Source organism: Streptomyces sp. ISL-10, from assembly GCF_018614575.1.
In the GTDB taxonomy this organism is placed as follows: domain Bacteria; phylum Actinomycetota; class Actinomycetes; order Streptomycetales; family Streptomycetaceae; genus Streptomyces.
In genome coordinates this window covers 21,805-45,888 of sequence record NZ_JAGGOJ010000019.1, presented here as the reverse complement: position 1 = coordinate 45,888, position 24,084 = coordinate 21,805, and the positions used below count along the sequence as shown (strand labels likewise).

Sequence of the window (24,084 nt, the reverse complement as noted above, 5' to 3'; positions counted from 1 at the left end):
CCGGCCGCGCGAGGGCCGGATTTCAGGTGACGCACGCGGCCCGGCCGCCGCTCGGCGGCCGGACCCCGTGCGTTCTTGCGTTCAGCCGGTGGTGAGCTCGTAGAACCCCCGGCCGAACGTCGCCGCGACCATGCGGTGGTGGCCGGCGTCGTACTCGATGTCGTCGACCGGGACCGCGGGCATGCCCCGGCCCAGCCGGAACCACTGCCGCCCGCCCGAGGGGGAGATGAAAACGCCCTGGTCGGTGCCCGCGTACAACACCTTGCCGCGCCCGATCACCAGGTCGTTCACAGGTGCGTCGGGCAGGTTCCCCGACAGGTCGTGCCAGTGCCTGCCGCCGTCCGTGCTGCCGTACACATGGGCGATCCCCGAGCCCGCACGGTACGCGGAGTGGGTGGTGTAGACGCGGTCGGGGTCGGCGGGGTCGACGACGACGCGGGTCACCCAGGGGAGCCCCTCGGCCAGCTTCGTCCAGCTCGCGCCCAGATTCCTGGTGACCCAGACGCGGCCGTCGTCCGTGCCGGCGTAGACGGTCCTGCCGTCGCCGGCCGGGGCGACGGAGGTGATCGTCCCGTAGTTGGTGTAGATCGGATCGGGGCCCGGGCCGCCGGACAGATCGGGGCTGATGGCCTGCCAGGTCACGCCGCCGTCCGTGGAGCGGTTGAGCACCTCGGCGCCGTAGTAGACGATCTTCGGGTTCCGTGGGTCGAGGACGACCGGCGTGAACCAGTTCCGCCGCTTGAAGGTCGTCCGGTCGGCGAAGTAGGTGAGGGTGTCGCCGCCGTCGGTGGACCGGAAGCAGTTGCCGTACTGGTAGCAGGCGAACACCGTGTTCACGTCGGTGGGGTCGATGAGGTTCTCCTCCCCGTCCCCGCCGAGGTACTCGTTGAAGCCGTCACCGCCCCATGAGCGCAGCGAGCCGTTGTCCTGTGCGCCGCCGGAGATGCGCGAGGTGTCCTGCGGGGTGATCGCCGCGCTGTAGAGCTGGGTGTAGGGCTCGTGGCGGGCCTTGACCCAACCGCCGTCGCCGCCCGTGTCCGAGCGGTAGACCCCGCCGTCGTTGCCGAGATAGACCCGGCCAGGCCGGCGGGGGTCCCAGACCATCGCGTGGTGGTCGACGTGGATGCTGGTGTCGTCGTACGTCCAGGTGGCGCCGGCGTCCTTCGTGGTCATCAGCGCTACCCCGGCGACGTGCACATGCCGGGCGTCCCCGGGATCGATCCAGACCTTGCCGAACCACCACCCGAAGGACGACTGTGAGTCCGTGAGGGACTTGTCCGCGGGCGTCCGGCTCCAGGTGTCACCGCCGTCGGTGGAGGCGTAGAAGCCCTCGAACGGCCCGCTGGTTCTGCTGACGATCGCGTAGAGCCTCTCGCCGGCGACGGCGAGCCCGATCCGGCCCACCTCCGGGCCCGCTGCGGGCAGGCCCCCGCCGAGGCGCTGCCAGGTCCTTCCCTCGTCGGTGCTGCGGAAGACGCCGGAGCCCGTGCCGCCATAGGTACGCAACCCGGGCGTGCGGCGGTGGTCCCACATCACGGCGTACAGCGTCGAGCCCTGGACGAACACCTCGGTGGCGCCGGTGAACTCGTTCGACCCGGCGAGGATCCGCCGCCAGGTGTCGCCGCCGTCGTCCGAGCGGTACACGCCCCGGTCGCCGCCGCCGTTGTAGAGCGACCCGGCCGCTGCCACGTAGATGCGCCGCGGATGCGCGGGGTCCACGGTGATCGCGCTGATCGCACCGGAGTCGCGCAGCCCGATCGGGCGCCAGTGCTTCCCGCCGTCGGTGCTGCGGTACAGCCCCGTGCCCTCGTAAGTGATGCTCCCGCCACCCGGGTTGGGCTCCCCGGTCCCGGCGTACAGAGTCCCGTCGGGTGCCGTGGCGACCGCTCCCATGGCCTGCGTCCAGTCGTCGGGCCACACGGACTTGAAGGTCTGTCCTGCGTCCGTGCTGCGCCACACCCCGCCGCTGGCCGCGGCGGCGTACACGGTGTCGGCCCGCTGCGGGTCCAGCGCGAGCGAGACGATCCGTCCGCCGATGTTGGTCGGTCCGGCCGGCTTCCATCGCCCGCCGGCCGTGGGCAGCAGACGTGCCTGCGCGGCGGCGTCGGCGTGGGCGTGGCGGGGGATCGGCTGTCCGGGCAGCGTCTTCTGCAGATACCGGTACTCGGCCGGTGCGGCAGGTCCGCGGACGGGACGGTAGACGTCGGGCGGGCCCGGCGGAGCGGCGGCGGCCGGGGCCGCGATCACCGCGAGACCCGCGGCCAGGGCTAAGACCGCCTGAAGGAGACGCTTGTGCGGCATGGGCACCCTCTTCTTCGTCATGGCCATTTCAAGCCGTGCCGACGTTACGAGAATCGGGAGCCCGGCAGAAGGCCACGACCCGGCCTTTGTGGCCGACCGGCGCGCCGGCGATCGAGTGCACCGGCGGTCGAGTGCGCCGGCGTCGAGCGGACCGGCGGTCGAGGGCCCCGGCGCCGAACGTACCGGCGGTCGAAGGCACCGGCCGTCCAACGCACCGGTGTCGAGCGCCGGATCAGTAGTTCTGCCACTCCTGGTTGGTGTACTCCAGGATCACGGGGTCCATCAGGGTGCTGGCCTGTACGTCGCGCGGTCGGCGGTCCACGGGGAAGACGGTGGCCGCGTCGAGGACGGCGTCGTCCAGGAACCGCAGCGGTGGGGCGTCCTCGGCGAGGCGCACGGACGGCGGCGGACCCTTGGTGCCGGGTACGGCCAGCACGAAGCCCCAGTTGCCGAAGCTCGGGACGTCCACCTGGTATTCGGTGGTGCGGTAGCCGGCCTCGCCGATCGTCGCGGCTATGGACCAGTACGACTTGGGCGCGAAGAACGGTGAGCCGCCCTGCACCACGACCTGGCTGTCCGGATGCAGGACGTGCCGCAGCAGGTGGTAGAACTCGACCGAATAGAGCTTGGCCAGCGCCGCGTTGTCCGGATCGGGGAAGTCGATGACGACCGTGTCGTAGCGCCGGCCGGCGTCGCGCAGCCAGTTGAAGGCGTCGGCGTTGACGGCGGTGACCCGCGGATCGGCCAGGGCGCGGCCGTTGAGCTCGCGCAGCGGTTCGAAGGTACGGGCGAGGCGTGTCATCGCCGGATCGAGGTCGACCAGCGTGACCTCCTCGACGTCGTCGTAGCGCAGGACCTCCCGCAGGGCCAGGGCGTCACCGCCGCCCAGGATCAGCACGGACGACCGCTTCCCCGACAGGGCGGGGTGGGTCAGGGCCTCGTGGTAGCGGTACTCGTCGACGGAGGAGAACTGCAGGTCGCCGTTGAGGAACAGCCGGGTGTCGGGCTCCCCGGTGAAGGCGGTGGACCGGGTGACGACGATGTCCTGGTACGGCGTCGTCTCGGCGTGGATGATCGGGTCCCGGTAGAGCTGCTGCCGCGCGGTGACCTCGATGTCGTCCGCCAGCGCGTACACCGTGCCGAGTACGGCGAGGACGGCGGCCACCCCGGCGAGCAGCGCGGTCCGCACCACACGGCGGGTCTCGCGGCGGAAGATCCACAGCACGACGAGCACGCCCGCCACCGCGTTGACGGCACCCACCACCAGCGCGCCCTTGAGCTGGCCGAAGGCCGGCAGGAGAAGCAGCGGGAAGCACAGGCCGCCGACCAGTGCCCCGATGTAGTCCACGGCGAACATGTCGGCGACGGCGCTGCCCGCCTCCTGGCGCCTGATCCGCTGAAGCAGCGTCATCAGCAGCGGTATCTCGGCTCCGATGAGGAGGCCGACGAGGAACGAGACCACCACCATGGACGGCATGTAGATCCGCAGCCAGGCGAACGACACGTAGAGGACGAGGACCGACAGACCGCCGGTCAGCGCGAGCAGTCCCTCCACGAGGGCGAAGGCCCCGACCGCGCGCCGCTGCATCGGCTTGGCCGCCAGGGAGCCGATGCCCATGGCGAAGACCATGACGGAGATGACCACGGACGTCTGCATCACCGAGTTGCCGATGAGGTAGCTGCCCAGCGCCGTCAGCGCCAGTTCGTAGACGAGGCCGCAGGCCGCGCAGAGGAACACCGAGAAGAGCAGCAGGAAGCGTGCCCCCCGCGAGTGGGCCGCGGGCGGGCGCGCGGTGACGCGGTCGACTGTGGTGGTGCCCATGCGAGGTTACGAGACGGCGGCACCGACCATGAAGGCCGTGCCGATGTACATCGCGGCCTGGACCCAGGCGGCGGGGTGGGGACGGTCCCCGTTGTCGTCGAGCACGGCGGCGCCCAGGCGGCCCGGGGTCAGCAGACCCACGATCACGGAGACGAGCGTCATCACGGCGACTCCGGCGAGGCCGTACAGCAGGGTGCTGAACAGGCCGAGGCCGAGGCCCTGCTCGGACTCGCTCGCCCGGATGGACTGGTCGATGACGAGACCGATGGCGATCGTCTGGCCGGCGAGCAGGACCGCGGCGCCGCGGTTTCGCTCCGTCCACACCACGTGGACGAGCTTGCCGGGGGTCACGAGGTCGAGCGCGATGAAGCCGACCGCCATCACGATGAAGCCGGTCATGCCGTAGAGCAGGGCGATGCCTGCCGACTCGAGGATCTCTGCCACGGGGGTGCCTTTCGGGGACGTCGTCGGGGAGTTGGGGTGGGTGGACCGGAAGCGGCTACTTGCCGGAGCCGGGGCCGCCGCCGCGGAACGCGTTGCTGTCCGGGTCCGGCCACACGCCGCGGATGTGGGACTTCCAGCGGCGGTGGCCGTTGCGGTAGTCGTCGACCTCGATCTGGCTGCCACCCCGGTAGGGGCTGATGGCGACGATGTCGTCGCGGTAGCGCAGGAACACCAGGTCGCCGTCGTCGATGCGGTCGACGGCGTCGGTGTGGCCGTCGATCTCCTTGGCGACCTCCGACGTCTTGTCACTGCTGTCGGTGTAGGTCGGGCCGACGCCGTCGTACTCCTGGTGGATCCAGGACCTCGGCGCGTCGTTGCCGTCGTCCGGTTCACCGGCACAGGCGGTGAGCGCGACCGTGGCGAGCATCGTCACGCTGATGAGTCGGGCGGTCTTCATCGGGCCTCCAGCCGGGTGTGCGTCGCCACGATCTGGCGGCTCTGCGGGTACGTGTGCCAAGTGCGCCAGCTCACTCCGGTGCTGTGCCGCTCGACGATCAGGGCGGTGACGGCTTCGGGGGAGCCCGGGAAGATTCCGTACAGCGCCTCGGGATGACCCTCGGACCGGCTGCGGATCCACGCCACCTGTGTGCTGAACTCCGCCGCGGCGAAGTGCCGGACGCGCGCGCCGAAGCGGTAGCCCCAGTCGTCGAAGTCCTGCACCGCCGTCGCCGGCAGGCCCCCCGCGACGCCGGGCAGGCAGGCCACGGTCTCCCGTACCGGGCCCGCGAAGACCTGATGGGAGGCGCCGAGCAGCCTGAGCTCGACTTCGAGCCCGCCGACCGTCAGATCCCGCACGGCAAGGGCTTCGAGCGCGGGCCGGCCCAGGGAGAAGGAGAGCTGCTCCGCGTCGGTGTCCAGGTAGGGAGTGCTGAGTGCTATGCCGCTCACGTATGGCTTCCCGCCGGAATGTCGGATGCGGCCGCGGTGGGGCGCTGTCCTGGCGCGGCCGTCCGGTTTCTGTGATCGGCACCGGAGGCGGATCCGGTGCCGAGGACGGCGGGCTCGGGCTTCAACAGTGATCCCCACGACTTCGAAACGGGCAGCGAGCGCGCCGAGTATGGCACAGCGCTTCCGCGTCTCCTCGCGGGGGTGGGCCGCCCGGTGCGGCGGCCCTGGAGGACGGGCCGCCGCGGGCGTCGTCAGCCGGTGGTCGTCCGCAGGTACCTCTCGTGGTCGTCCGCGGAGACCTTGCTGCCGGAGGCGGGGAGCAGTTGCGGAATACCGTCCACGATGGGGTAACTCAGCTGCAGACGCGGGTTGTACAGCACGTCCAGACCGGCCGGCCGCACCAGCGGCCCCTTGTCGAGCGGGCAGGCCAGGAGCCGCAGCAGCGCGTCGTCGGGATTCACGGGTTTCATGGGGAAGGCTCCTCGTTCTCGTGGACTGCGCCGTGGGCGGGCGGCTCGGCGGCTTCAGGCCTGCGGGTCGTGGCGCGGCATGGCCAGGAGCACCGACAGCGCCAGAGCCGTGCCGGCCAGCCGCAGGGTCAGCAGCAGCGGATCGTCCGGGAGCCGCTCCCCGAAGGTGAGCGTCCCGAGCACCGCCGTGAACAGACAGGTCACCGTCGTGCAGACGGGCACGATGAGGGAGGCCCTGCACCGCTGGAGAGCGGCCTGGGACATGACGAGGCCGGCCACCGCCGTGAACAGCAGCAGATACGGATAGGGGGAAGCGAACAGCGACCGGGCCGCCTCCCCGATGCCCTCGCCCGTCAGCCTTCCGGACGCGCCCTTGATGGCCAGCGAGCTGACGCCGTAGAGCAGCCCCACGGCCACGCCGTAGCCGATGCCGTTCGTCGGCACCCGGTGGCGCTTCCTCGCCCGCGCCTCCACCCTCCCGTACAGCCACACGCCGACCGCGAGCGCCGGTACGCAGACGATCAGCACCAGCGTCCACGGCGCCCCGGTGCTCACGACGTCCTCGCCCTCGCGCACCGAGGCGACGACCATCAGCAGGGCGACCAGTACGGCGGCGAGCGCGTAGCGCTCCCGCCCGGACGGCTGTTCGCCCAGCACTGCGGACGACAGGAGCAGGAGCAGGGCGAGACCGGAGACGAAGATGCCCTGGGCGGCCGCAATGGGCAGCGCCCGGTAGACGATCAGTTGTGCGACGAACCCGGCGGCGAGCGCCAGCGCCCCGGCGATCCACAGCGGGCTGGCCAGCAGCACCCCGACGACGCGCAGCGGCCGCCGGGCCGACAGGGCGGGCAGTGCCCCGAGCGCCCGCTTCTCCACCACGAACCCCACGCTGTACAGCACGTTGGCCAGCAGCGCCGCCCCCACACCCCACCACATGCCGCTACCTCCGCCGTGCGTGGGCCAGCAGGACCGAGGAGGCCGAGGGGACGGCGCACGCGGCCCGGTCCAGCCACCGCAGTCCACGCGGCACCCCATGGAACGGCGCCCCTGCGATCGTGACGACCTCGAAATCCGACGCGGTGAGGAAGGAACGCAGCGCGCGGGCGGTGTACAGCCGCAGATGGCCGACCACTTCGCGGCCGGGCCGGCCGTGGATGCCGCGCAGGCTCACCTCCGAGAACACCGGCTGCCACCCGGCGAGCAGCAGGGCGCGGTTGTACCAGGCGGCGAGGTTCGGCGTGGACAGCATCAGATGACCGCCGGGCCGCAGGATCCGCCGCACCTCGTCCAGGGCCCGGTCGGGGTCGACGAGATGCTCGACGACCTCGCTGAACAGCACGGCGTCCGCACAGCCGTCGGCGAACGGCAGGCCGCCCCGGTCGAGCTCGCCGCGCACCACATGCGCGAGCCGGGGCCGGGCCCGGCGCAGGGCGTCCTGCGACCAGTCGACACCGACGATCCGGTGTCCCGCGAGGATCGGTGCCGCGGTGGCCGCCGCGCTGCCGTCCCCGCAGCCGACGTCGACGATGAGCGCGCCGGGTGCGTCGAGTACGGCGGCCAGCATCCGCGCCTGACGCCTGCTGCGCGCGTCGCCCGACGCCACCGGCACGGCGGGGTTCTCGTAGAAGTCCCGGAGTTGCGGGGGAGCGGTGCTGCTCACAGGGCCTCCGCGTCGGTCGCCGCCAGACGACGGGTGAACAGGTGCAGCAGCCGCCGCCCGTCGTCGTCCCCCAGCAGCGCCCGGGACCAGCGCAGCACCAGATGCAGCCTGCCGCCCGTCGAGGCCGTGGTGACGGTCAGTCCGCGGGGCATCCTGGCGGGCGCCGAGAACCAGACGGCGCTCGCCCGGCCCGCCTCGCCGAAGTCGAGCGGGTACGGGATCCGGCCGATGTTGCTGAGCAGCGTCGTGGAGGTCCACGGCGAGGCGAGCAGCCTCAGCCCCCGCGTCGTCGCCGCCCTGGCGCCGACGGGCAGCACCGGCGCGGTCAGCAGCGCGGCCGCGCGCCCCAGCGGGGGCCGGGGCAGCGCTTTGAGAGCGCGGGTGCGTTCGGCTGTGCGCCGCAGCAGCTCGGCCGGGTCCGTGTCCGCCGCGACCTCGGCGGTGGTGTAGCCGACCTCGACCAGGCGGGTGCCGTTGCCGATCGGCATCTCGGGCCCGCGGCTGCGGTCGTCGACGGGCATCGTGATGCGCAGCGGACGCTCGGGCGCGCCCTGTTCCCGGTTCCAGTCGGCGACGGCCAGGGCCGTGGCGACCATCAGCTGGTCGTTGACCGTGTGCGGGGCACCGGACTTCCGCCGCGGCACGGGCAGTTCGGCGACGACCATCGCATTGCCGGGTACCGGGCCGGGTCTGCCCGCCGCGACCCGGGCGGGCCGGGCCACTGCGGGCGTCCGGCCCGCCTGCCGCGTCGCCGCTGCGTCCAAGGGCCGGACGACGGACGGTACGACGGGGCCCGGGCGTCCGCCCAGCAGCTCGGCGGCGGTCGCCGCGAGCCGCAGGCACGACGGGCCGTCCAGCGCCGTGTGGTGGATCGTGAAGAGCAGCACGCAGCCACTCCTCTCCGGTTCCTCGACCACCTCAAGGCGCAACGGAGGCGACGACGCCAGGGAGGGCGCCTCGGCGAGCGCGCGTTCGCGGGCGCGTGCGAGGGCGCCGGGCGCGCACGGGGGGAAGGAGACGACCTCGGTGTCCGGCCCGTCCGTGAGCTCCCACTCGTAGCGCAGGGCGAGTGGGCCGCGTGCCCGCTCCCGCATCAGCGCCCGCGGATGCCGGGCGAGCGCGCGGGTGAACGCGTCGCGCAGCCGGGCCGGTTCGACGCGCCCGGGGAGGTGGATCTCGATGTGCACCGTGTTGGGCTCGGCGTGGTCCGTGCAGTGCCGTGCCACCTCGTCGACGACGGGGAACGGCACGCGCGGCAGCGGTCTGTGCGCCGCCTCGCCGGAGAAGGACGGACGCTGAACGGTGGCCATCAGGCGCTCCCTCGGTCGTGGTCGAACCCTTGCCGGCCGCAGCCCTGCGCTTCGGGACCGGGCCGGCCGCCGCCCTGCGCTCCCGGACCGGGCGGGCCGTCGGGCCCCGTCCCCGGGAGGGCCGGCCCGCCGGCCCGATGGGTCCCGGCCCTGCGCTCCCGGCCCACCGTCACCAGTGCGGCGAACAGCGCTGTGAGCGCCAGCAGTTGGGCCACCGGACCGTACGCGCCCTTGCCGAGCGCCGCCGCCTCCCCGCTGCCGGCGACCGCGGCGATCCCGGCACCGGCCATGGCCGCGAACGCGAGCGGGCCGAGGAGCGCGGGGCGCAGCCAGGCCACGACCGCGAGCACGGGCACCACCGCGGCGACCGGGCCGGCGACCACCGCGCCCACCAGTGTCAGCGCGACCGTGCCGAGCAGCAGACCGGGACCGGGCGGCGCCGGCTGCTCCTCCACCGTCACCGGCGGGCGGGAGCGGCGGCGGACGAAGGCGAGAGCGGCGAGTGCGATCAGCAGCCCCCCGGCGACGGCCAGACCGGCGTCGTACAGGCGCGAGGGCTCGTACAGGAGCGTCACCGTGCCGCCCTGCCCCGCCGGGACGAGCCACGCCTGCTGCCATCCGTCGATCCGCAGCGGGGACAGCTCCCTGCCGTCCAGCGTGGCCTTCCAGCCCGGATTGTGGTTCTCGTGGATCTGGAGGTACGAGGCGTCTCCCGCGCCCACCCGCACGGTTCGCCGGTCGCCGCCGCCGGAGACGGCCTCCACCTGGCGCCCCGCGCTCACGGCGGCCCGCGCCGGACCGGTGGAGAGCGTGATCCCGGTGACGGCCAGCGGACCGGCGTCCCCCGCCTCGACCGTGTGCGTCCGCCGGTCGAGCGGCACCCGGCTGTCCTCGGTGCAGAGCGACACCGCGACCGGCCCGCGCTCCGTCAGATCCCGTACCCGCCCCTCGGCGCGCGTCTCGAGGAACTGTCCGTCGACCGACACGACCGGTCCCTTGCCGCACGGCAAGGTGAACGTGTCGTCCGGATCCGGCTGCGGCGCTCGGAACCTCTCCAGGGCCGGGATGTGGACCTCGCTCAGCCCGACCGGCAGCTGCAACTGGTCGTCGGCGACCGGGTTGTGCAGGGTCAGCGGCGCCACGCGGGAGACCGTGATGTCCATCCGGTCGGTGGTGATCGGGGAGAACCGCGCCATGCCGTTCTCGTCCACGGCCGCCACCGCGGTCCCGTCGGGGGAGCTGATCTGCACCTGCTCGGGCCGCGTGGCCAGGCCCCCGGCCGCCGCGAACACGATCTCGCCGACCGAGGTCTTCTTCGGCCAGGACAGGTGCAGTACGGGGCGTTCCCCGGCGACCCAGGCCGTGGTCAGGTCGCCGTCGGTCAGGTTGCGGGGGCTGAGGTTGGTGCCGAGGCGGGCGGTGGAGTCGGCGCTCACGAGGATCTTGTCGCGCTGCCCGGTGAGGTCGAACAGCAGGTCGTCGAGCGCGTCGCCCGGTACGGGCAGGGCGGTGGCCCGCACCGTGTGGTCGCCCGCCCGGACTGCGTCGAACTGCCGGTGCAGCCCCACCTCCGCGGGCACTGCGGACAGACCGCCCGGATCGCTGCCGCGCCGCAGCGCGTACACGACGGAGTCGGCGCCGTCGCGCGGCGCGTCGGCGGGCAGTTCCAGCATGCGGGTCACCTGCACACCGGGGACAGAGATCTCGGTGAACCCCGCGCCGGTCAGTCCCGGGCGGCCCTGCTGCGAGTCGAGGATCGTCACCTTCAGCCATGTCGCGGCACCCTGGGGCGCGGCCACCTCCTGCGCGGTCCCGTCGGGCCGCAGGGGACTGACCCGGCTGCCCCGGTCCGTCTCCACCCGTACGGTGGTCGGGGCCGCGCGCACATTGGCGCTGGGCAGCGGTGTCAGCGACAGCTTCTCGGGAATCGTCGTCGGGCTGTTGAAGGCGATACGCAGCCACTCGCCCTTCGGTGAGCCCGGTGAGCCCTCCGCCCAACCGGTGTCGGGATTGCCGTCGAAGGCGTTCACCGGGTCGTACTGGGGCAGGTGGAACAGCCAGTTCCCCACGGAGGAGGCGCTGACCGACGCAGCGCCCCGCAGCACGGCCGTCGTCCGGTGCCGCTCCCCGGTGGACGGCAGGATCTGGCGCGGCTGTGCGCCCGGGTCCTGCACCGCGCCATCCGGATTGCGTTCCTGACGGGTGTACGTGTGGGACGTGTGGGAGTTCACCAGCCCGAACCGGGTGTCGGCACGGCGCATTCCGTCACCCGCCGCGTACAGCGGAGGCCGGCCTACCCCCGGATGCGCGTCACCCGCGAGGACGGCGGGCCGCCCGGCCAGGACGCCGTCCGCGGACAGCGGCAGCAGGCTCTCGGGCCCGCCGCTGACGACCGCCGTCGCCGCCACGGGCGTCAGCCGCGCCGTGCCGGGACGAGTGGTTCCCGCAGGCGGTTCGTAGATCTCCACCGCGCGCTGGCGCGGGAACAGCCCTTCCACCTGCACGGGGGTGTCGTCCGCGATGCGCCCGCCCGTCAGCACCGGCCCGAACCCGGTGACCCGCCGGTACCCGGACGCCTCCAGAGTCCGCTTCACCGTCGTGGTCGGGACGTGGCCGATCTGGTCCGGGTCGAGGTCGTTGCGCACGACGACGTAGTGGAGACCCGCGCGGCCCAGGTACTCGCTCAGACCGGGCACTTCGCCGCCAGACGTCAGCGCCTGCTCCACCGCGTCCATGGCCCGGCGGTTGCCGGGCGTCCCGAAGGGCACATAGTCGCGCTGTGCCCACGGCGAGCGGGCCAGCACGTCCAGCGGCTGGTCGATGGGCGACCCCCAGGTGTAGATGCCGTGCGCGGTCGCGGGCACGACGAGCGCACGGTCGTCGGCCGAGTTCTCCGCCAGCCAGTCGGCGGTCGTCTTCCAGTACGCGGGCAGTTGCCGGAAGGAACCGGGCTGCAGAATCGAGCCGTTGAGGTACGGCCAGCACAGGCCGGGCAGCACCAGTGCGGCCGCCGCCACCGGCACCAGACGCCGCGCACGGGCGGGCAGCGTCCGGGGCGCGGCGGCGGTGAGATGCATGAACCCCAGGGCGAGCGCGAGCGCCAGGCCGGTCTGGAACTTGTAGATGTTGCGGAACGGCACCAGCGGGCCGTTCAGCCAGTCCCGCACCGTCTCGTGGAAGGGGCCGCCCAGCGCGCCACCGTACCCGGCCAGAGTGACGAGGGCGACCGTCAGGACCGTCAGCACCAGCCAGCGGCGTTCGGGCAGGTCGCGCCGGGCGAGGCCGGCGAGGCCGAGCGCCGCGGCGAGCGCCGAGCCGGCGATCACCGCGACCGAGGTGGCGACAGTCCAGCCGGCGGGCAGCCAGGGCTCGCCGAAATTGAGGTAGCCCACCCAGTTCCCCGCCCCGCGCAGCACCTCGGTGGCCGACATCGTCGCGGTGGTGGTCTGAGAGGTCTCCACGTACGGCATGAAGTTCTCGCCGTACGTCCCGAGGAGCAGCAGTGGCACGATCCACCAGGCCGTCGCGAGGATGACGCAAGGGGTCCACCAGGCGATCAGGGCGCGCTTGCGCGCACCGCCCGGCCTGCTCAGCAGATACAGGCCGACGGGCAGCAGCGAGGCAAGGGTGGACGCGGCGTTCACACCGCCCATGAGGGGAATCAGCAGCGCCGAGCGCGCAGCGGCGATCCGGGGGCTGGTGCGCGGATCGGTCAGCGGCAGGACCACCCATGGGAGAAGGGCCCCGGGCAGGGCGGCTGCCGACGTCGAGCCGACGACGATGGTGTACGTCGGCCACAGCGCGTACATCGCGGCACCGGCGGTCCGGGTGGCGGCGGACCCCGTGCCCAGGCGCTCGGCCAGGCGCAGCGCACCCCAGAAGGCGGTGGTGACCACGAGCGAGAGCCACAGCCGTTCGGCGAGCCACACGGGCAACTGGAGCAGATCGGCGGCGGCGTGGAAGGGCAGCATCGGGATCGCGTAGCCGATGTACTGGTCGGCGATGCCGCCGAAGCCGGCCCGGTCGTGCCACAACTGCCCCAGATCACGAAGGAACTGCCACGGGTCGGCCACGACGCCGAGCTTCGTCTCGAACGTCATCCGCCCCGGCGACACCGCGAGGAAGGCCACGAACACCGCGGCCCAGAAGCCCAGCAGCCAGCGGCGCGAGCGCGGTGGCGGGGGCGGCACTCCGGGCGGCGCGGTCCCGGCCGAGGGGGAGGCGGGCGGTCGTGCGTGGACAGCGCTGGTCATGAACACCGCCGGAGGATGAGAAGGAGGTTCCATGTGGCGAACTCCCGCAGCCCCGGCACCCGCGGGACGATCTGGGGGACGACGGGCCAGTACCTCGACCGCGCGGAGACGATCTCCACATCGTCGCGGCCCCTGACGTGCCGCAGGGTCGTTCCGACGCCGATGGGGAACAGGTTCTGCCCGAGCCGGTGCTTGGCCGGCCGGCCGGTCCGGCGTTCGTACCGGGCACGGGCGCGCTCGGCGCCGAGGTAGTGCCAGGGCGCCCATTCGTGACCGCCCCATGGAGACAGCCAGTTGGTGAACGAGACGTAGACCAGTCCGCCCGGCCGGGTGACGCGCACCATCTCGCTGAGGAACGTGCGCGGGTCGGACACGTGCTCCAGCACATTGGAGGAGAAGCAGACGTCGGCCGCGCCGTCGGCGAGCGGCAGCAGATAGCCGTCGGCGACGACCGTGCCCGCACCGGGCTCGGCGGCGAGCTCGGCCGGGTCCGGTTCGAAGAGGTAGCTGTGGGCGCCGCGCCTGCGGAACTCCCGTGTGAAGTACCCGCTTCCGCCACCGATGTCGACGACGATCCGGCCGTTGAGCGGGATGTGGCGCTCGACCTGGTCGGCCGCGTCCCGCGCCAGCAGGTCGTAGGCGGTGAGGGGGTCGTCCTGCTCGCGCAGGAAGGCACGGAAGAGGGTAAGGGAGCGGCGGAACGACGGGTCCTTCACCTGCCTGCGCCCGTCGCCATGGCACCCGCGGCCCGGGCGCGTTCCACGGCTTCCGCCGCCACCGCCCCGAACTGCCGCACGGTGCTGCTCCAGTGAAAGGCGGCGGCGCGCTCGGCCGCGGCCTTGCCCATGACCTCACGGCGGTCGTCGTCGAGCGCCAGCGTGCACCATGCCGCGGCGAACGAAGACTCGCCGCGGACGAGGACGCCGGTGACACCGTCCTCGACCGAGTCCCGCAGGCCCGGCACGTCGAAGCCGAGTGCGGGCGTGCCGCGCGCCCCCGCCTCCGTCACCACGAGCCCCCAGCCCTCGACGGCCGCGGGATGCAGCAGGAGCCAGGACGCGCACAGCAGCCGGTGCTTCTCCTCCTCCGTCACATGGCCGGTGAACTCCACCGATGAGCCCGCGAGGTGTTCGAGCCGCTGCCGTTCGGGGCCGTCGCCGACGATGACGAGCCGGCCCCCGGTCACGGGCCTGACCCTTTCCCACAGCCGCAGCAGGAGATCGATGCGCTTGTAGTCGACCAGCCGGCCCAGCGCCAGGAAGAGCGGGGTCGCGGAGCGCGGACCGCGCGGGGCGGGCTCGTGGACCCCGTTGTGCACCAGGCGGATCTGCCGCTGATCCACCCCGATGGCGCGCAGGGCGTCCGCCGTGGACGGGGAGACCGCGACCAGGAGGTTGCCCCGGTGCGCCCGGGCGAGGGCCCAGTGCTCCAGCAGCCGCCCCGCCCGTGCGACGGGTGCCGGGAAGCGCATGTCCCACAGTTCGGTGTGCACATGGTTGACCAGGCACAGGGTGGGTCCCCGGTGCCACATCGGTGTCAGGTACGGCATCCCGTTGCAGACCTCGACGAGCAGGTCGCAGGCGCCGACCTGCCGGGCGAAGGCCGAACGGGCGGCGGCGTAGTGGCCCAGCGTGCTGCCCGCCGACACGACGCGGTAGGACCGCCGGTGCGTGGCGGGGCCGCCGCACAGCAGGGTGACGTCATGACCCGCGTCCGTGAGGCCGCAGGCGAGTTGGTCGATCAGCAGCTCGGAGCCGCCGGCGGCCGGGTTGTCCAAATCGCGGTGGGCGAGGAAGACGATGCGGCGGGGACGCTCGGGGTCGTGCGGGGCGGCCTGGGTGCGGCCCAGCGGGTGCCGGTGCGGGTGCTGTCCGGCGTCGAGCAGTGGGGGAGGTACGTGCTGGGGCATGCGTGCTCCAACTCGTTTCGCGGTGTGGGAGGTTGAGGGACGGCCGCGGGGTGGGGGAGCGGCCGGCAGGCCGGTGCGGTGACCGGGGGTTGGGGGGTGGGTGACCGGGGTGGGGCCGTGCTGTGGTGGGGACAGCCAGTTTTCGGTACGTGTTCGACGCAGGGCTACTCACGGGTCTGACAACTTGTTGGAATGTCAGGCCGACTGATTCGTCATCAGGTGAGCATCCGGATTCACTGCTTCCGGTCGACGTCCACGCGCTACGAGTGCCCCGCCCACGAGGGTGAGCGCCGCTCCGAAGGCGGCGGCACCGGCAGGAGCGGTCGTGCCGAGCAGCGCGAGCTTCCGGCTGTCCGCCGAGGCCAGCTCCACCTGCTGCCGTTGGGTACGGGGAGTGAAGGCGATCTTCTCACTCGCCAGGAGCACGACCGCGTCCTTGTCGCCGCCCGGCGCGCGCAGGGTCTTCCTCGGTCCGATGGCGGCGTACACGATACGGCCGGTGCGCCGGTCCGCGACGAGCTCGATCCCGCTGTTGGCGTACCACTCCTCGGCGAGCACCTGTGGGCTCTTCGGCCTGCCCACCAGTCGCCCCGGCACCTGGCGCACGCCCGTCCTGGTGGGCGCCACACTGCCGGTGAACCGGAGCCCCTCGTATCCCTGCACCTTGGTGCGGCCCGTGTAGCGGAGCTGTACAACGGCGCCGAGCGTGCCGTCCCACCAGCGGTAGCCGCGCTCCTCGACGTCGAAGGGGAACTTCAGGTACGCCTCGCCGTCGAAGACAGGCGACTCCCGGCAGCAGTGGACCGGCTCGTTGGTGGAGCGGTCCGTGACCCAGCGTTCCAGCGTCCACTGCAGGGAGTTCCGGGTGTCGGACGCGGGCAGGGTGTCGTCGGTGTCGACGGAGGTGGACACGTCCCAGACGGCGTTGCCGCTCTCGACGCTGTCGGCGACGTCACCCCGGACCTGCCGGGTGATCGTGATCGTCTTCCCGTGCACGGTCCTGAGCTTCCCGGTGTCGAAGTAGCTTCCGGTACCGGTGAAGACCGTTGTGGTGTCCACGTCGATCGGGGTGCGCTTGGCGTGCGGCTGGACGTACACGACCAGGAGTGGGGCGAGGACGAGCAGGAAGACCCCGGCTCCCAGCAGGACAAGGGACAGCGGTGAGGCGGTACGGCGCATCCGGGCACTCCTGAATCGAGAAACTCGCAGGGAGGTGCACGGGTCCCCGGGCCGGTCAGCCCTTGAGGGCCAAGACAGTAGGCAGCCACTTGACGGATTGTCAATGTCCTGTCAACACTTGCGTCCAGCCGGTGGGGGCCGGCCCATGGGGTGGGGATCGTCTCCAACGAGGAGCTGACCCGACTATGCGCAGACTGACCGCCGCCGCTGCCACCGCGGTGATCGCCGCGGTACTCGCCGTGGGCACGGCCTTGGGGATCGTCGCCTTGCTGAACGCCACGCCCGACCAGCCGAACGTCCCCTTGATCAGCTACGACACCGCCCCGCCCCGCCGATGACGCGCCCGGCCTGGAGCGAGGTGCCCAAGCCGCAGGTGGAACGGTTCGCCGCCATCGCCCTCGGCGAGGCCGGCGAACTGGCGCAGGCGATCCTCCACCAGATTCGACAGGACTTCCCGCACCTCAGGCTCGTGGAGGACGACTCCGGGGAACCGATGGCGCTCGTCGGCATCCGGCGCGCCATCGAAGGGTTTGTGCAGCACCTGGCCTCAGGGGCGCTCAACCCCCGGGTGCCACCCGAGGTGTTCCAGGAGTTCGGCCGGGGCGAGGGCCTCAACGGCCGCAGCCTCGACTCACTTCAGGCCATTTACCGGCTCGGAGTCCGGCTCGCGTGGCGGCGGTTCGCCGAGATCGGCCAACAGGTCGACATCGCCGCGCCGGCCATGTACGAGCTGGCCGAATCCGGTTTCGAGTACCTGGACGGGCTGGTGGAGCAGTCGGTACGCGGCTACGCCGAGGCAGCGGCCCGTCGAGCCGGTGAACGCCTGCGCCTTCAAAGGCAGTTCATCGACCGCCTGCTAGTCCAGCACCGCGGCGACCCGGTAGACGCGCTCGGGGAACGGGCCGCCCGCATCGGCTGGGAGCTGCCCGGCACGATCGCCGTGGGCGTGCTCATCCGGCCGGCCAGGGAAGCGGTGGCGCCGGCCGTCGGCCAGGACATCCTCCTCGACATGGAGAGCGAGCAGCCCCGCATCGTCATCCCCGAACCGGACACCGCGGGCCGCTCGGAGATGGTCCGGCGCGCCACGGCCGGCTGGTCCGGCGCGATCGGCCCCTCGGTGCCGCTCGCGGCCGCCGCGACCTCGCTGCGGTGGGCGGAGACGGCGGTACGGCTGGTGGAGAGCGACCTGCTGCCCCGGGGGGAGGTGCTGCACTGCACCGAACGCACGGAAGAACTGGTGCTGTTACCGTCCCAGGAACTGATCGACGCGGCGGCCCCGCGCTGTCTGGCGCCCCTGGAGGGCATGAGCCCGGCCCAGGCGCGCCGCCTCGCCGCGACCCTCCTCGCCTGGATCGAAACCTCGGGCGGCGCACCCGAGGTGGCGACCCGCCTGGGCATCCACCCCCAGACGGCTCGCTACCGGCTGCGCCAGATCCGCGAACTGTGGGGTGACGCGATCGACGACCCGGACCGCCGCTTCGAAATGCTGCTGGTACTGCGCGCGCAACGCCTGCGCGGCGAGCAGGCGGACGGACCGGAATGACCACGCCGCCGGGGCGGGCACATCACGCCGCGCTCCGGCGTGTGGGCCTGAGCGGGACTGGTCGGCCTGTCGGCGTGTGGGCCTGAGCGGGACTGGTCGGCCTGTCGGCGTGTGGGCCTGAGCGGGACTGGTCGGCCTGTCGGCGCGTGGCCCTGGGCGGGGCCGGTTGCGGAGGGGTCTTCCTCCGTGTCCCGGGCTCGGGGTGTCCGGTTGGTGGGTGTCGGCCCGTGCTGTCGGCGTGCGGCAGGGACGCGTGGCCCTGGGCGGGGCCGGTTGCGGAGGGGTCTTCCTCCGTGTCCCGGGCTCGGGCTGTCCGGCTGGTCGGCGTCGGCCCGCGCTGTCGGCGCGTGGGCCTGAGCAGGGCTGGTCGGACAGGGGTCTGCCCCGGCGTCCGGGGCCCGGTGGGCGTCATCCCACGCTCACGGGCGCGCAGCGCCCCCCGCGCCCGTCGTCCATGCGTACGCCGCCTGTGCCGTGAACTCCCGCTGGCCGCCCGGAAACAGCAGGTCCGCCGCCAGGAACGCCGGGTCGGTCGCCGTCGAGGGGACGTACGGCACGGCGATGCAGCGCATGCCGGCCGCCCGCGCCGCCGCCGCGCCGGGCGGGGCGTCCTCCAGGACGACACAGTCCGCGGGGGCGGCGCCCAGGCGGCGGGCCGCTTCCAGGAAGACGTCCGGCTCCGGCTTGCCGCGCCCGACCTCCTCCGCGGAGACGATCAGCCCGATGTGTGCGTCGAGACCGGTCCCGGCGAGCACCGCCTCGATCGTCGCCCGCGACGAGCCCGAGGCGACAGCTGTCGGCACCCCGTCCGCCGCCAGACGCTCCACGAACTTCCGCATCTCGGGAAAGACGTCCGTCGACGCGCGCGCCAGCTCCAGATAGATCCGGTTCTTCGCCGCCAGCAGCTCGTCGAGCGGCGCGTCGATGGCGTAGCGGGCCCGCAGGATCTCCAGCGTCTCGCGTGTGCCGATGCCGATGAACGACGTGTGCTCGTCCCAGTCGAAGCCCGTCACGCCGTGCGAGGCGAGCACTCGGCGCCCCGCCTCGTAGTAGTTCGGCTCGCTGTCCACCAAAGTCCCGTCGAGATCGAAGATGACGGAGGGGGGCCGCGCAGTGCTCATGGCGTCCAGCATGCCAAGCACCCGTTCAGCGTGCGGAACCGGCCGCCTTCCCCACGGACTCCACCAGCGGCAGCAGCCGGTGCGGCACCCGCTCGCGCAGAGCCATCTCGGTCCGTGTCCGGACCACACCGGGCAGGTTGATCAGCCGCTGGATCACATCCTCCAGATGGCCGTTGTCCCGGGCCACGACCCGGGTCAGCAGATCCCCGCCGCCGGTGATCGAGAACGCCTCGATGATCTCCGGCACGGCCGCCAGTGCCTCGCCGACCTCGTCCAGATGCCCCTGGGTCACCTCGATGTGGACGAACGCGAGCACCGGATGACCGAGCGCGGCAGGGGAGAGGTACGGCCCCGTGCCCGTGATCACACCGTCGCGCTCCAGTCGCTCGATCCTGGCCTGCAGTGTGCCGCGCGCGATCTGGAGAATGCGCGCGTACTCCCGCACGCTCGTACGCGGCTGCTCGATCAGCAGGCGCAGGATGCGGGTGTCGAGCTCGTCCACCGCCATGGTCCGTTGGCCCTTCCATGGTCTATACACCGGTACTTCCACTGTACCAATGGCCCAGTGTGAAACAGTCCGGTTGAGCCATTGACTGGGAGATGTTTTCCTGGGCCCATACAGGGCGCTGCGCAGCGCCGGACCGGCGACGGAGCCGGGCCGGACCCGCGGCGCCTTTGCCGTGTCCGAGACCGCTGCCGAGCGGCGCGTCGATCAGCAAGGGGGGCGGGACAGCAGTCGTGAGGAGCATGACCGGCCTGCAGCACATCAAGAGGGCCTTCGTCGCGCCCGATCCGGGACACCTGCGTCTGCGCGTCTCGACGCGTGCCGTCCTCGGCGTCGGCCTCGCCGTCGCCGCCGCGGAGCTGACCGGCCTCTCGCTCGTTGCCTCGATCACCGGCGGCCTCGCCGCGATGCTCGCCCTGTTCACCGTCGGCGACCCGTCGGTGCGCCGCCAGGCGGTGACCACCGCGCTGCTGCCCACTGCCGGCTTCCCCGTCCTCGCGCTGGCGACCGTCCTGCACGGCCAGCCCCTGCCGCGCGCCGCCGCGTGGCTCGCCGTGGTCTTCTGCGGCGTCTATGCCCGCAGGTGGGGCCCGCGCGGACATGCGCTGGGGATCTTCGCGTTCATGATGTTCTTCGTCACCCAGTTCCTGGACGCCGTCCCCGCGCAGCTGCCCGAACTGTACGGAGCTGTCGCGCTGGCGCTCGTCGCCTCGTCCGCCGTCCGTTTCGGCGCCTGGTGCATCGAGCGCCGGACGCCCCCGCCTGCCGTCCCGGCACCGCTGCCGGGCCGGGGACTCGCCCGTCCCACCACGCGTCAGGCTTTCCAGGCCACGGCGGCGTGCACCGTGGCCATCGCGGCCGGTCAGTTCGTTTCGGGAGACCGCTGGTACTGGGCCGTCGGCACCGCTTGGTGGATCTTCGTCAACACCGCCTCCCGCGGGGAGACGCTGGTACGCGGCTTCCGCCGGATCGTCGGCACCGTCATCGGCATCGTCGCGGGCCTGCTGGTCGCGATCCCGCTGGCCGGCGCGCCCGGCCCCACCGCCCTGCTGGTCGCCCTTTGCGTCTTCGGGATCTTCTACACCGCCGCCCCGTCGTACAGCTGGATGATGTTCTTCGTGACCGTCATGGCGGGGCTGCTCTACGGACTGCTCGGCGTTCTCCACCCGGGCCTGCTGCTCCTGCGCCTGGAGGAGACCGCGGTGGGCGCCCTGGGTGCGGCGCTCGCGGTCGCGGTGATCCTGCCCGTCACCACCCACGCCGCGACCGACGCATGGATCCGGCGCGCCGTGCGGTGCGTGCACGACTGCACCACCGAGGCAGCGCGCCGCCTCGCCGGGGACGAGACGGCCGACCCCGCGCCGGTCGCCGCCGAACTGGAGCTGCTGCTCGGCCGCGTACGCCTCTCGCTCGCTCCGCTGATCCATCCGCTCAGTCCGCTGCGGGCCCGCAAGGCGCGCGCACGACAGGTTGTCGAGCTGCTCGACGTGTGCGCCCGCGAGGTACGCGGCCTGGCCGCTGTCGCCGCCGATCCGCAGGCGTCCCACGACGCCCGCCTCGCTGCCGCCTGCGGCCGCGTCGAGGCGGCCGTCCACGCGCTCGTGCCGGCGCGGCCCGCGCGGGCGGCGGCCCCGACCCGGGTCGTGCACGTCCCGCCGCACCACCCCGGCGCGGAGGCGGCGCTCGGGCACCTGCACGGCCTCGAGCGTGCGCTCGCCGACCTCGCCCACCCCGTACGCACCTCCCCGCGCGACCCGCTCGTCACGGTCTGACCGACGGCGTGCGCCAGTTGCCGCGTGGCCACATCGCGCCCCCTTGGTCTAGACCTGATGCTAGCGTCGGGGCCGCGCACCGCGGAGTGCGGCCGTGGGCGGTCCACGGGCGATCCGCGGGCGGGGAGGGGAGACACTGTGGGTGACACGCGCGCGGGGCGGGCCTTCATCGGATCGTTCACCTCGGCGGGCGGAAGGGGGATCCTGGCCGCCATGGTGGACGCCGGCACCGGCGCGCTGACCGCCGGCGAGGCGACCGACGCCGTGGCCGACCCTTCCTACCTGGCCGCGGCGGGCGGAACCGTCCTGTACGCGGTCTCCGAGACGGCTGACGGCGCGGTCGCCGCCTTCGACATCGCCGACGGCCGCTTCCGGCCGATCGGTGAGCCGGTGTCCGTCGAGGGCGAGGGCCCGACGCACCTCACGCTCGCCCAGGGGCGTCTGCTGACCGCCAACTACGGCTCCGGCAGCGTCAGTGTGCTGCCGCTCGGCCCCGACGGAGCCCCCGGCGCCGTCGCTGCCGTCGTCCCGCACGAGGGCCGTGGCCCCGATCCCGACCGGCAGACACGGCCCCACGCCCACCAGGTACTGGCGGACCCCTCCGGGCGCTGGATCCTCGCCGTCGACCTCGGCACCGACACGGTGCGCAGCTACGCCCCCGACTCCGCCACCGGCGGCCTGACCGCCCACGGCCGGATCACACTGCGGCCCGGCACAGGACCGCGCCATCTCGCCTTCCACCCCGGCGGCCATCACGCCTATGTGCTGGGCGAATTGGAGCCGACGCTCACCGTGTGCCGGTGGGACGACCGTGCGGGCGTGCTGGAGCCCGTCGCGGAGTGCCGCGTGCTGCCGGACGGCGTCGAAGGACCCGCCTACCCCTCCGCACTGGTCGTCGCGCACGACGGCACGCACGTCTGGGCCGCCGTACGCGGCCACGACAGCATCGCGGTGCTGGACCTGGACCCGACGTTCGAGAAGGCGGAGCTCGCGACCACGGTGCCGTGCGGCGGCCACTGGCCCCGCGACCTGGCGCTCGATCCCACGGGCCGCCGGCTCTACGCGGCGAACGAGCGCTCGGGGGACGTCACTTGGTTCCACGTCGACGAGGAGACGGGCATCCCCCAGCGCGCGGGCTCCCTGCCGGTCCCCGCACCCTCCTGTGTGGTCTTCGCCTGACCTGTCGGGCGCGCCTGTCGCAGATCACGGAAGCCGCCTTGGGCCGGCCGGGCCGGGAGCTGCCGGAGCACCTTCCCCGTGATGACGCGGCGCTGCCCTCGCCGTCCCTGGAGCACCCGGCGCGCCGGGCAAGCGGCGCCCGACGCCCCCGCGGCCCCTGACGCCGGCCCAAGCGACCGGTGCGCTGCGGGTGACCGTTCACCGGGGCGGTGACGTGGATGGGCTGATCGGCGCGGTGGCCCGTTCACCGGGGCGGTGACACGGATCGGGCGACCCGCAAGGCGACCTGCTCACGGGGGCGGTGACGTGGATGGGTTGACCGGTTTGGTGGCCCGTTCACCGGGGCGGCGACACGGATCGGCTCATCGGCGCGGTCTCTGGCCACTGGCACGGTTGACCGGCACGGCGACCCGCTCACCGGGCGGTGACGTGGATGGATTGACCGGCACGGCGACCCGCACATGGGGGCGGTGACGTGGATGCGCTGACCGGCACGGGGACCTGCTCGTCGGGCGGTGACGTGGATCGGCTGATCGGCGCGGTAACCGGCCACCGGCGCGGTTGACCGGCACGGCGACCTGCTCACCGGGCGGCGACGCGGATCGGCCGCCCCGCACGGCGACCCGCCACCATAGTGGGCCCTGCCCCGCACGTGCGAGGGCCCGTGCCGGAAGTCCCCCTCCGGCACGGGCCCTTGTGCGCGCTGACGCCCGGCGGGACCATCAGCGCAGTTGAGTTCCCTGGGGCTGAGCGATGCCCAGGGCCGTCGCGTACTGCGACAGCACCAGCTTGCCGATGGCCGGGTACGCGCCCAGCGCCTCGGAGGCGGCGCAGCCGGCCTCCTTCGCGGCAGCGTCGAGCAGACCCTCCGGCAGCTCCGGACCGACCAGGTAGGGCGCCAGCGCCAGTTGCACGGAGCCCGAGCCGCGCAGCTGCTCCGCGACGGCGGCGACCGAGCCCGGCTCGTCGAGCGCCGCGGCCATCACCGGCACGGCCAGCCGGGCGGCGAGCAGCATGCCGGTGATACCGGCGGCCTGCACGGCCTCCTCGCCGCCCACCGTGGCGAGGACGATGCCGTCGGCGGCCGTCGCCACCGTGAACAGCCGGGCGCGGTCGGCACGGGCGAGGCCGGCCTCGGAGAGCCGCACGTGCACGGCCTCGGCCAGCAGCGGGTGGGGACCGAGGACGTCGGTCAGCTCCACCGCGGCCCGGCTGTCCATGAGGGCCTCGCGGATCCGGCGCATCAGCGCGTTGTCCGGGCCCGCCAGCAGCGGGACGACGACGGCGGCAGGGCCCTCGGGCTCGTCGACCTCACGGCCGGCTGCCTTGGCGATCTCGTAGCGCTCGGTGCGCAGGGCCGCGGTGCGCGCGAGCACCGTCGTGAGCGTGGGGTACTCCTCGTCGTCACCGTCGACGTAACCGATCGCGACTTCGAGGCCGGGCAGCTCGGACCGGGCGATGCTGATGACTTCTTCGGCCAGGCTGCGCGTCGTGGGCGCGGGAGCGCCGGGCACGGCCAGGACGAGCGCGGGCGCGCCCTCGGGAGCGGCCACGGGCTCCGGGCGGCGGTGCCGCCCGGACTGTCGGGGGCGTGGCATTCGTACAGGCAGGCCGGGTGCAGGCCCAGTGGGGGAGCTCATGGCGCCGCATGCTACTGGTTTTGTGGGC

Annotated in this window: 20 protein-coding genes; 4 read left to right on the top strand and 16 right to left on the bottom strand. The window is 73.0% G+C overall.

The genetic code is table 11. From position 1 onward, the window contains the following. Positions 1–81 precede the first annotated feature (81 nt). The 13 genes from J7E88_RS23405 to J7E88_RS23345 form a co-directional block, all read right to left on the bottom strand. The gene (locus J7E88_RS23405) at positions 82–2,322 is read right to left on the bottom strand and encodes a sialidase family protein (protein ID WP_251023085.1); all 2,241 of its coding nucleotides are present in this window, start codon (positions 2,320–2,322) and stop codon (positions 82–84) included. A 211-nt stretch (positions 2,323–2,533) separates the two neighbouring features. After that, entirely contained in the window at positions 2,534–4,123 is a 1,590-nt protein-coding gene (locus tag J7E88_RS23400; RefSeq protein ID WP_215184219.1) for a polyamine aminopropyltransferase, read from the bottom strand. Positions 4,124–4,129: 6 nt separating this feature from the next. Beyond that, a complete protein-coding gene (locus tag J7E88_RS23395) occupies positions 4,130–4,567 on the bottom strand; it encodes a DUF350 domain-containing protein (RefSeq protein ID WP_215184217.1) in 438 nt (145 codons plus the stop codon). 55 nt (positions 4,568–4,622) lie between these two features. Continuing rightward, positions 4,623–5,024: a DUF4247 domain-containing protein gene (locus J7E88_RS23390; RefSeq protein ID WP_215184215.1), complete on the bottom strand. Its 402-nt coding sequence runs from the start codon at positions 5,022–5,024 to the stop codon at positions 4,623–4,625. Further along, positions 5,021–5,515, bottom strand: a complete 495-nt coding sequence (locus tag J7E88_RS23385) for a DUF2617 family protein (protein ID WP_215184213.1) — start codon at positions 5,513–5,515, stop codon at positions 5,021–5,023. The genes J7E88_RS23390 and J7E88_RS23385 overlap by 4 nt, the downstream gene beginning before the upstream one ends. 251 nt (positions 5,516–5,766) lie before the next feature. Then, on the bottom strand, positions 5,767–5,976 hold the full coding sequence (locus J7E88_RS23380; protein ID WP_215184283.1) for a Trm112 family protein: 210 nt from the start codon (positions 5,974–5,976) through the stop codon (positions 5,767–5,769). Between the two features lie 63 nt (positions 5,977–6,039). Beyond that, on the bottom strand, positions 6,040–6,921 hold the full coding sequence (locus tag J7E88_RS23375; protein ID WP_215184211.1) for a hypothetical protein: 882 nt from the start codon (positions 6,919–6,921) through the stop codon (positions 6,040–6,042). A gap of 4 nt (positions 6,922–6,925) precedes the next feature. Then, the gene (locus J7E88_RS23370; protein ID WP_215184209.1) at positions 6,926–7,645 is read right to left on the bottom strand and encodes a class I SAM-dependent methyltransferase; all 720 of its coding nucleotides are present in this window, start codon (positions 7,643–7,645) and stop codon (positions 6,926–6,928) included. Further along, positions 7,642–8,955 (bottom strand): condensation protein, encoded by a 1,314-nt coding sequence (locus J7E88_RS23365; RefSeq protein WP_215184207.1) that lies wholly within the window; start codon positions 8,953–8,955, stop codon positions 7,642–7,644. Before J7E88_RS23365 ends, J7E88_RS23370 begins: the two co-directional genes overlap by 4 nt. After that, positions 8,955–13,208 carry an alpha-(1->3)-arabinofuranosyltransferase gene (locus tag J7E88_RS23360; RefSeq protein WP_215184205.1) on the bottom strand — a complete coding sequence of 1,418 codons (4,254 nt, stop codon included), beginning with the start codon at positions 13,206–13,208 and terminating at the stop codon, positions 8,955–8,957. The genes J7E88_RS23365 and J7E88_RS23360 overlap by 1 nt, the downstream gene beginning before the upstream one ends. Next, positions 13,205–13,924 (bottom strand): bifunctional 2-polyprenyl-6-hydroxyphenol methylase/3-demethylubiquinol 3-O-methyltransferase UbiG, encoded by a 720-nt coding sequence (locus J7E88_RS23355; protein WP_215184203.1) that lies wholly within the window; start codon positions 13,922–13,924, stop codon positions 13,205–13,207. Before J7E88_RS23355 ends, J7E88_RS23360 begins: the two co-directional genes overlap by 4 nt. After that, positions 13,921–15,117, bottom strand: a complete 1,197-nt coding sequence (locus tag J7E88_RS23350) for a glycosyltransferase family 4 protein (protein ID WP_215184201.1) — start codon at positions 15,115–15,117, stop codon at positions 13,921–13,923. The genes J7E88_RS23355 and J7E88_RS23350 overlap by 4 nt, the downstream gene beginning before the upstream one ends. Positions 15,118–15,312: 195 nt before the next feature. Then, a complete protein-coding gene (locus tag J7E88_RS23345; RefSeq protein WP_215184199.1) occupies positions 15,313–16,296 on the bottom strand; it encodes a DUF3068 domain-containing protein in 984 nt (327 codons plus the stop codon). 185 nt (positions 16,297–16,481) lie between these two features. On the opposite strand from J7E88_RS23345, the gene J7E88_RS23340 reads away from it, so the two are divergent. Together J7E88_RS23340 and J7E88_RS23335 are read left to right on the top strand one after the other, a co-directional pair. Next, the gene (locus J7E88_RS23340) at positions 16,482–16,634 is read left to right on the top strand and encodes a hypothetical protein (RefSeq protein ID WP_215184197.1); all 153 of its coding nucleotides are present in this window, start codon (positions 16,482–16,484) and stop codon (positions 16,632–16,634) included. Further along, positions 16,631–17,839, top strand: coding sequence for a helix-turn-helix domain-containing protein (locus J7E88_RS23335; RefSeq protein ID WP_215184195.1), 1,209 nt, complete (start codon positions 16,631–16,633; stop codon positions 17,837–17,839). Before J7E88_RS23340 ends, J7E88_RS23335 begins: the two co-directional genes overlap by 4 nt. Positions 17,840–18,258: 419 nt before the next feature. Here the strand turns inward: J7E88_RS23335 and J7E88_RS23330 are convergent, their stop codons facing one another. Both J7E88_RS23330 and J7E88_RS23325 read right to left on the bottom strand, forming a co-directional pair. After that, positions 18,259–18,960 (bottom strand): HAD family phosphatase, encoded by a 702-nt coding sequence (locus J7E88_RS23330; RefSeq protein ID WP_251023083.1) that lies wholly within the window; start codon positions 18,958–18,960, stop codon positions 18,259–18,261. 25 nt (positions 18,961–18,985) lie between these two features. Further along, positions 18,986–19,468: an Lrp/AsnC family transcriptional regulator gene (locus J7E88_RS23325; RefSeq protein ID WP_215184193.1), complete on the bottom strand. Its 483-nt coding sequence runs from the start codon at positions 19,466–19,468 to the stop codon at positions 18,986–18,988. 239 nt (positions 19,469–19,707) lie between these two features. On the opposite strand from J7E88_RS23325, the gene J7E88_RS23320 reads away from it, so the two are divergent. Together J7E88_RS23320 and J7E88_RS23315 are read left to right on the top strand one after the other, a co-directional pair. After that, on the top strand, positions 19,708–21,237 hold the full coding sequence (locus J7E88_RS23320) for an FUSC family protein (protein WP_215184191.1): 1,530 nt from the start codon (positions 19,708–19,710) through the stop codon (positions 21,235–21,237). A gap of 138 nt (positions 21,238–21,375) precedes the next feature. Further along, on the top strand, positions 21,376–22,416 hold the full coding sequence (locus J7E88_RS23315) for a lactonase family protein (RefSeq protein WP_308307581.1): 1,041 nt from the start codon (positions 21,376–21,378) through the stop codon (positions 22,414–22,416). Positions 22,417–23,138: 722 nt separating this feature from the next. On the opposite strand, the gene J7E88_RS23310 is transcribed toward J7E88_RS23315, so the two are convergent. Continuing rightward, positions 23,139–24,056, bottom strand: a complete 918-nt coding sequence (locus J7E88_RS23310) for a sirohydrochlorin chelatase (protein ID WP_215184187.1) — start codon at positions 24,054–24,056, stop codon at positions 23,139–23,141. Positions 24,057–24,084: the final 28 nt, after the last annotated feature.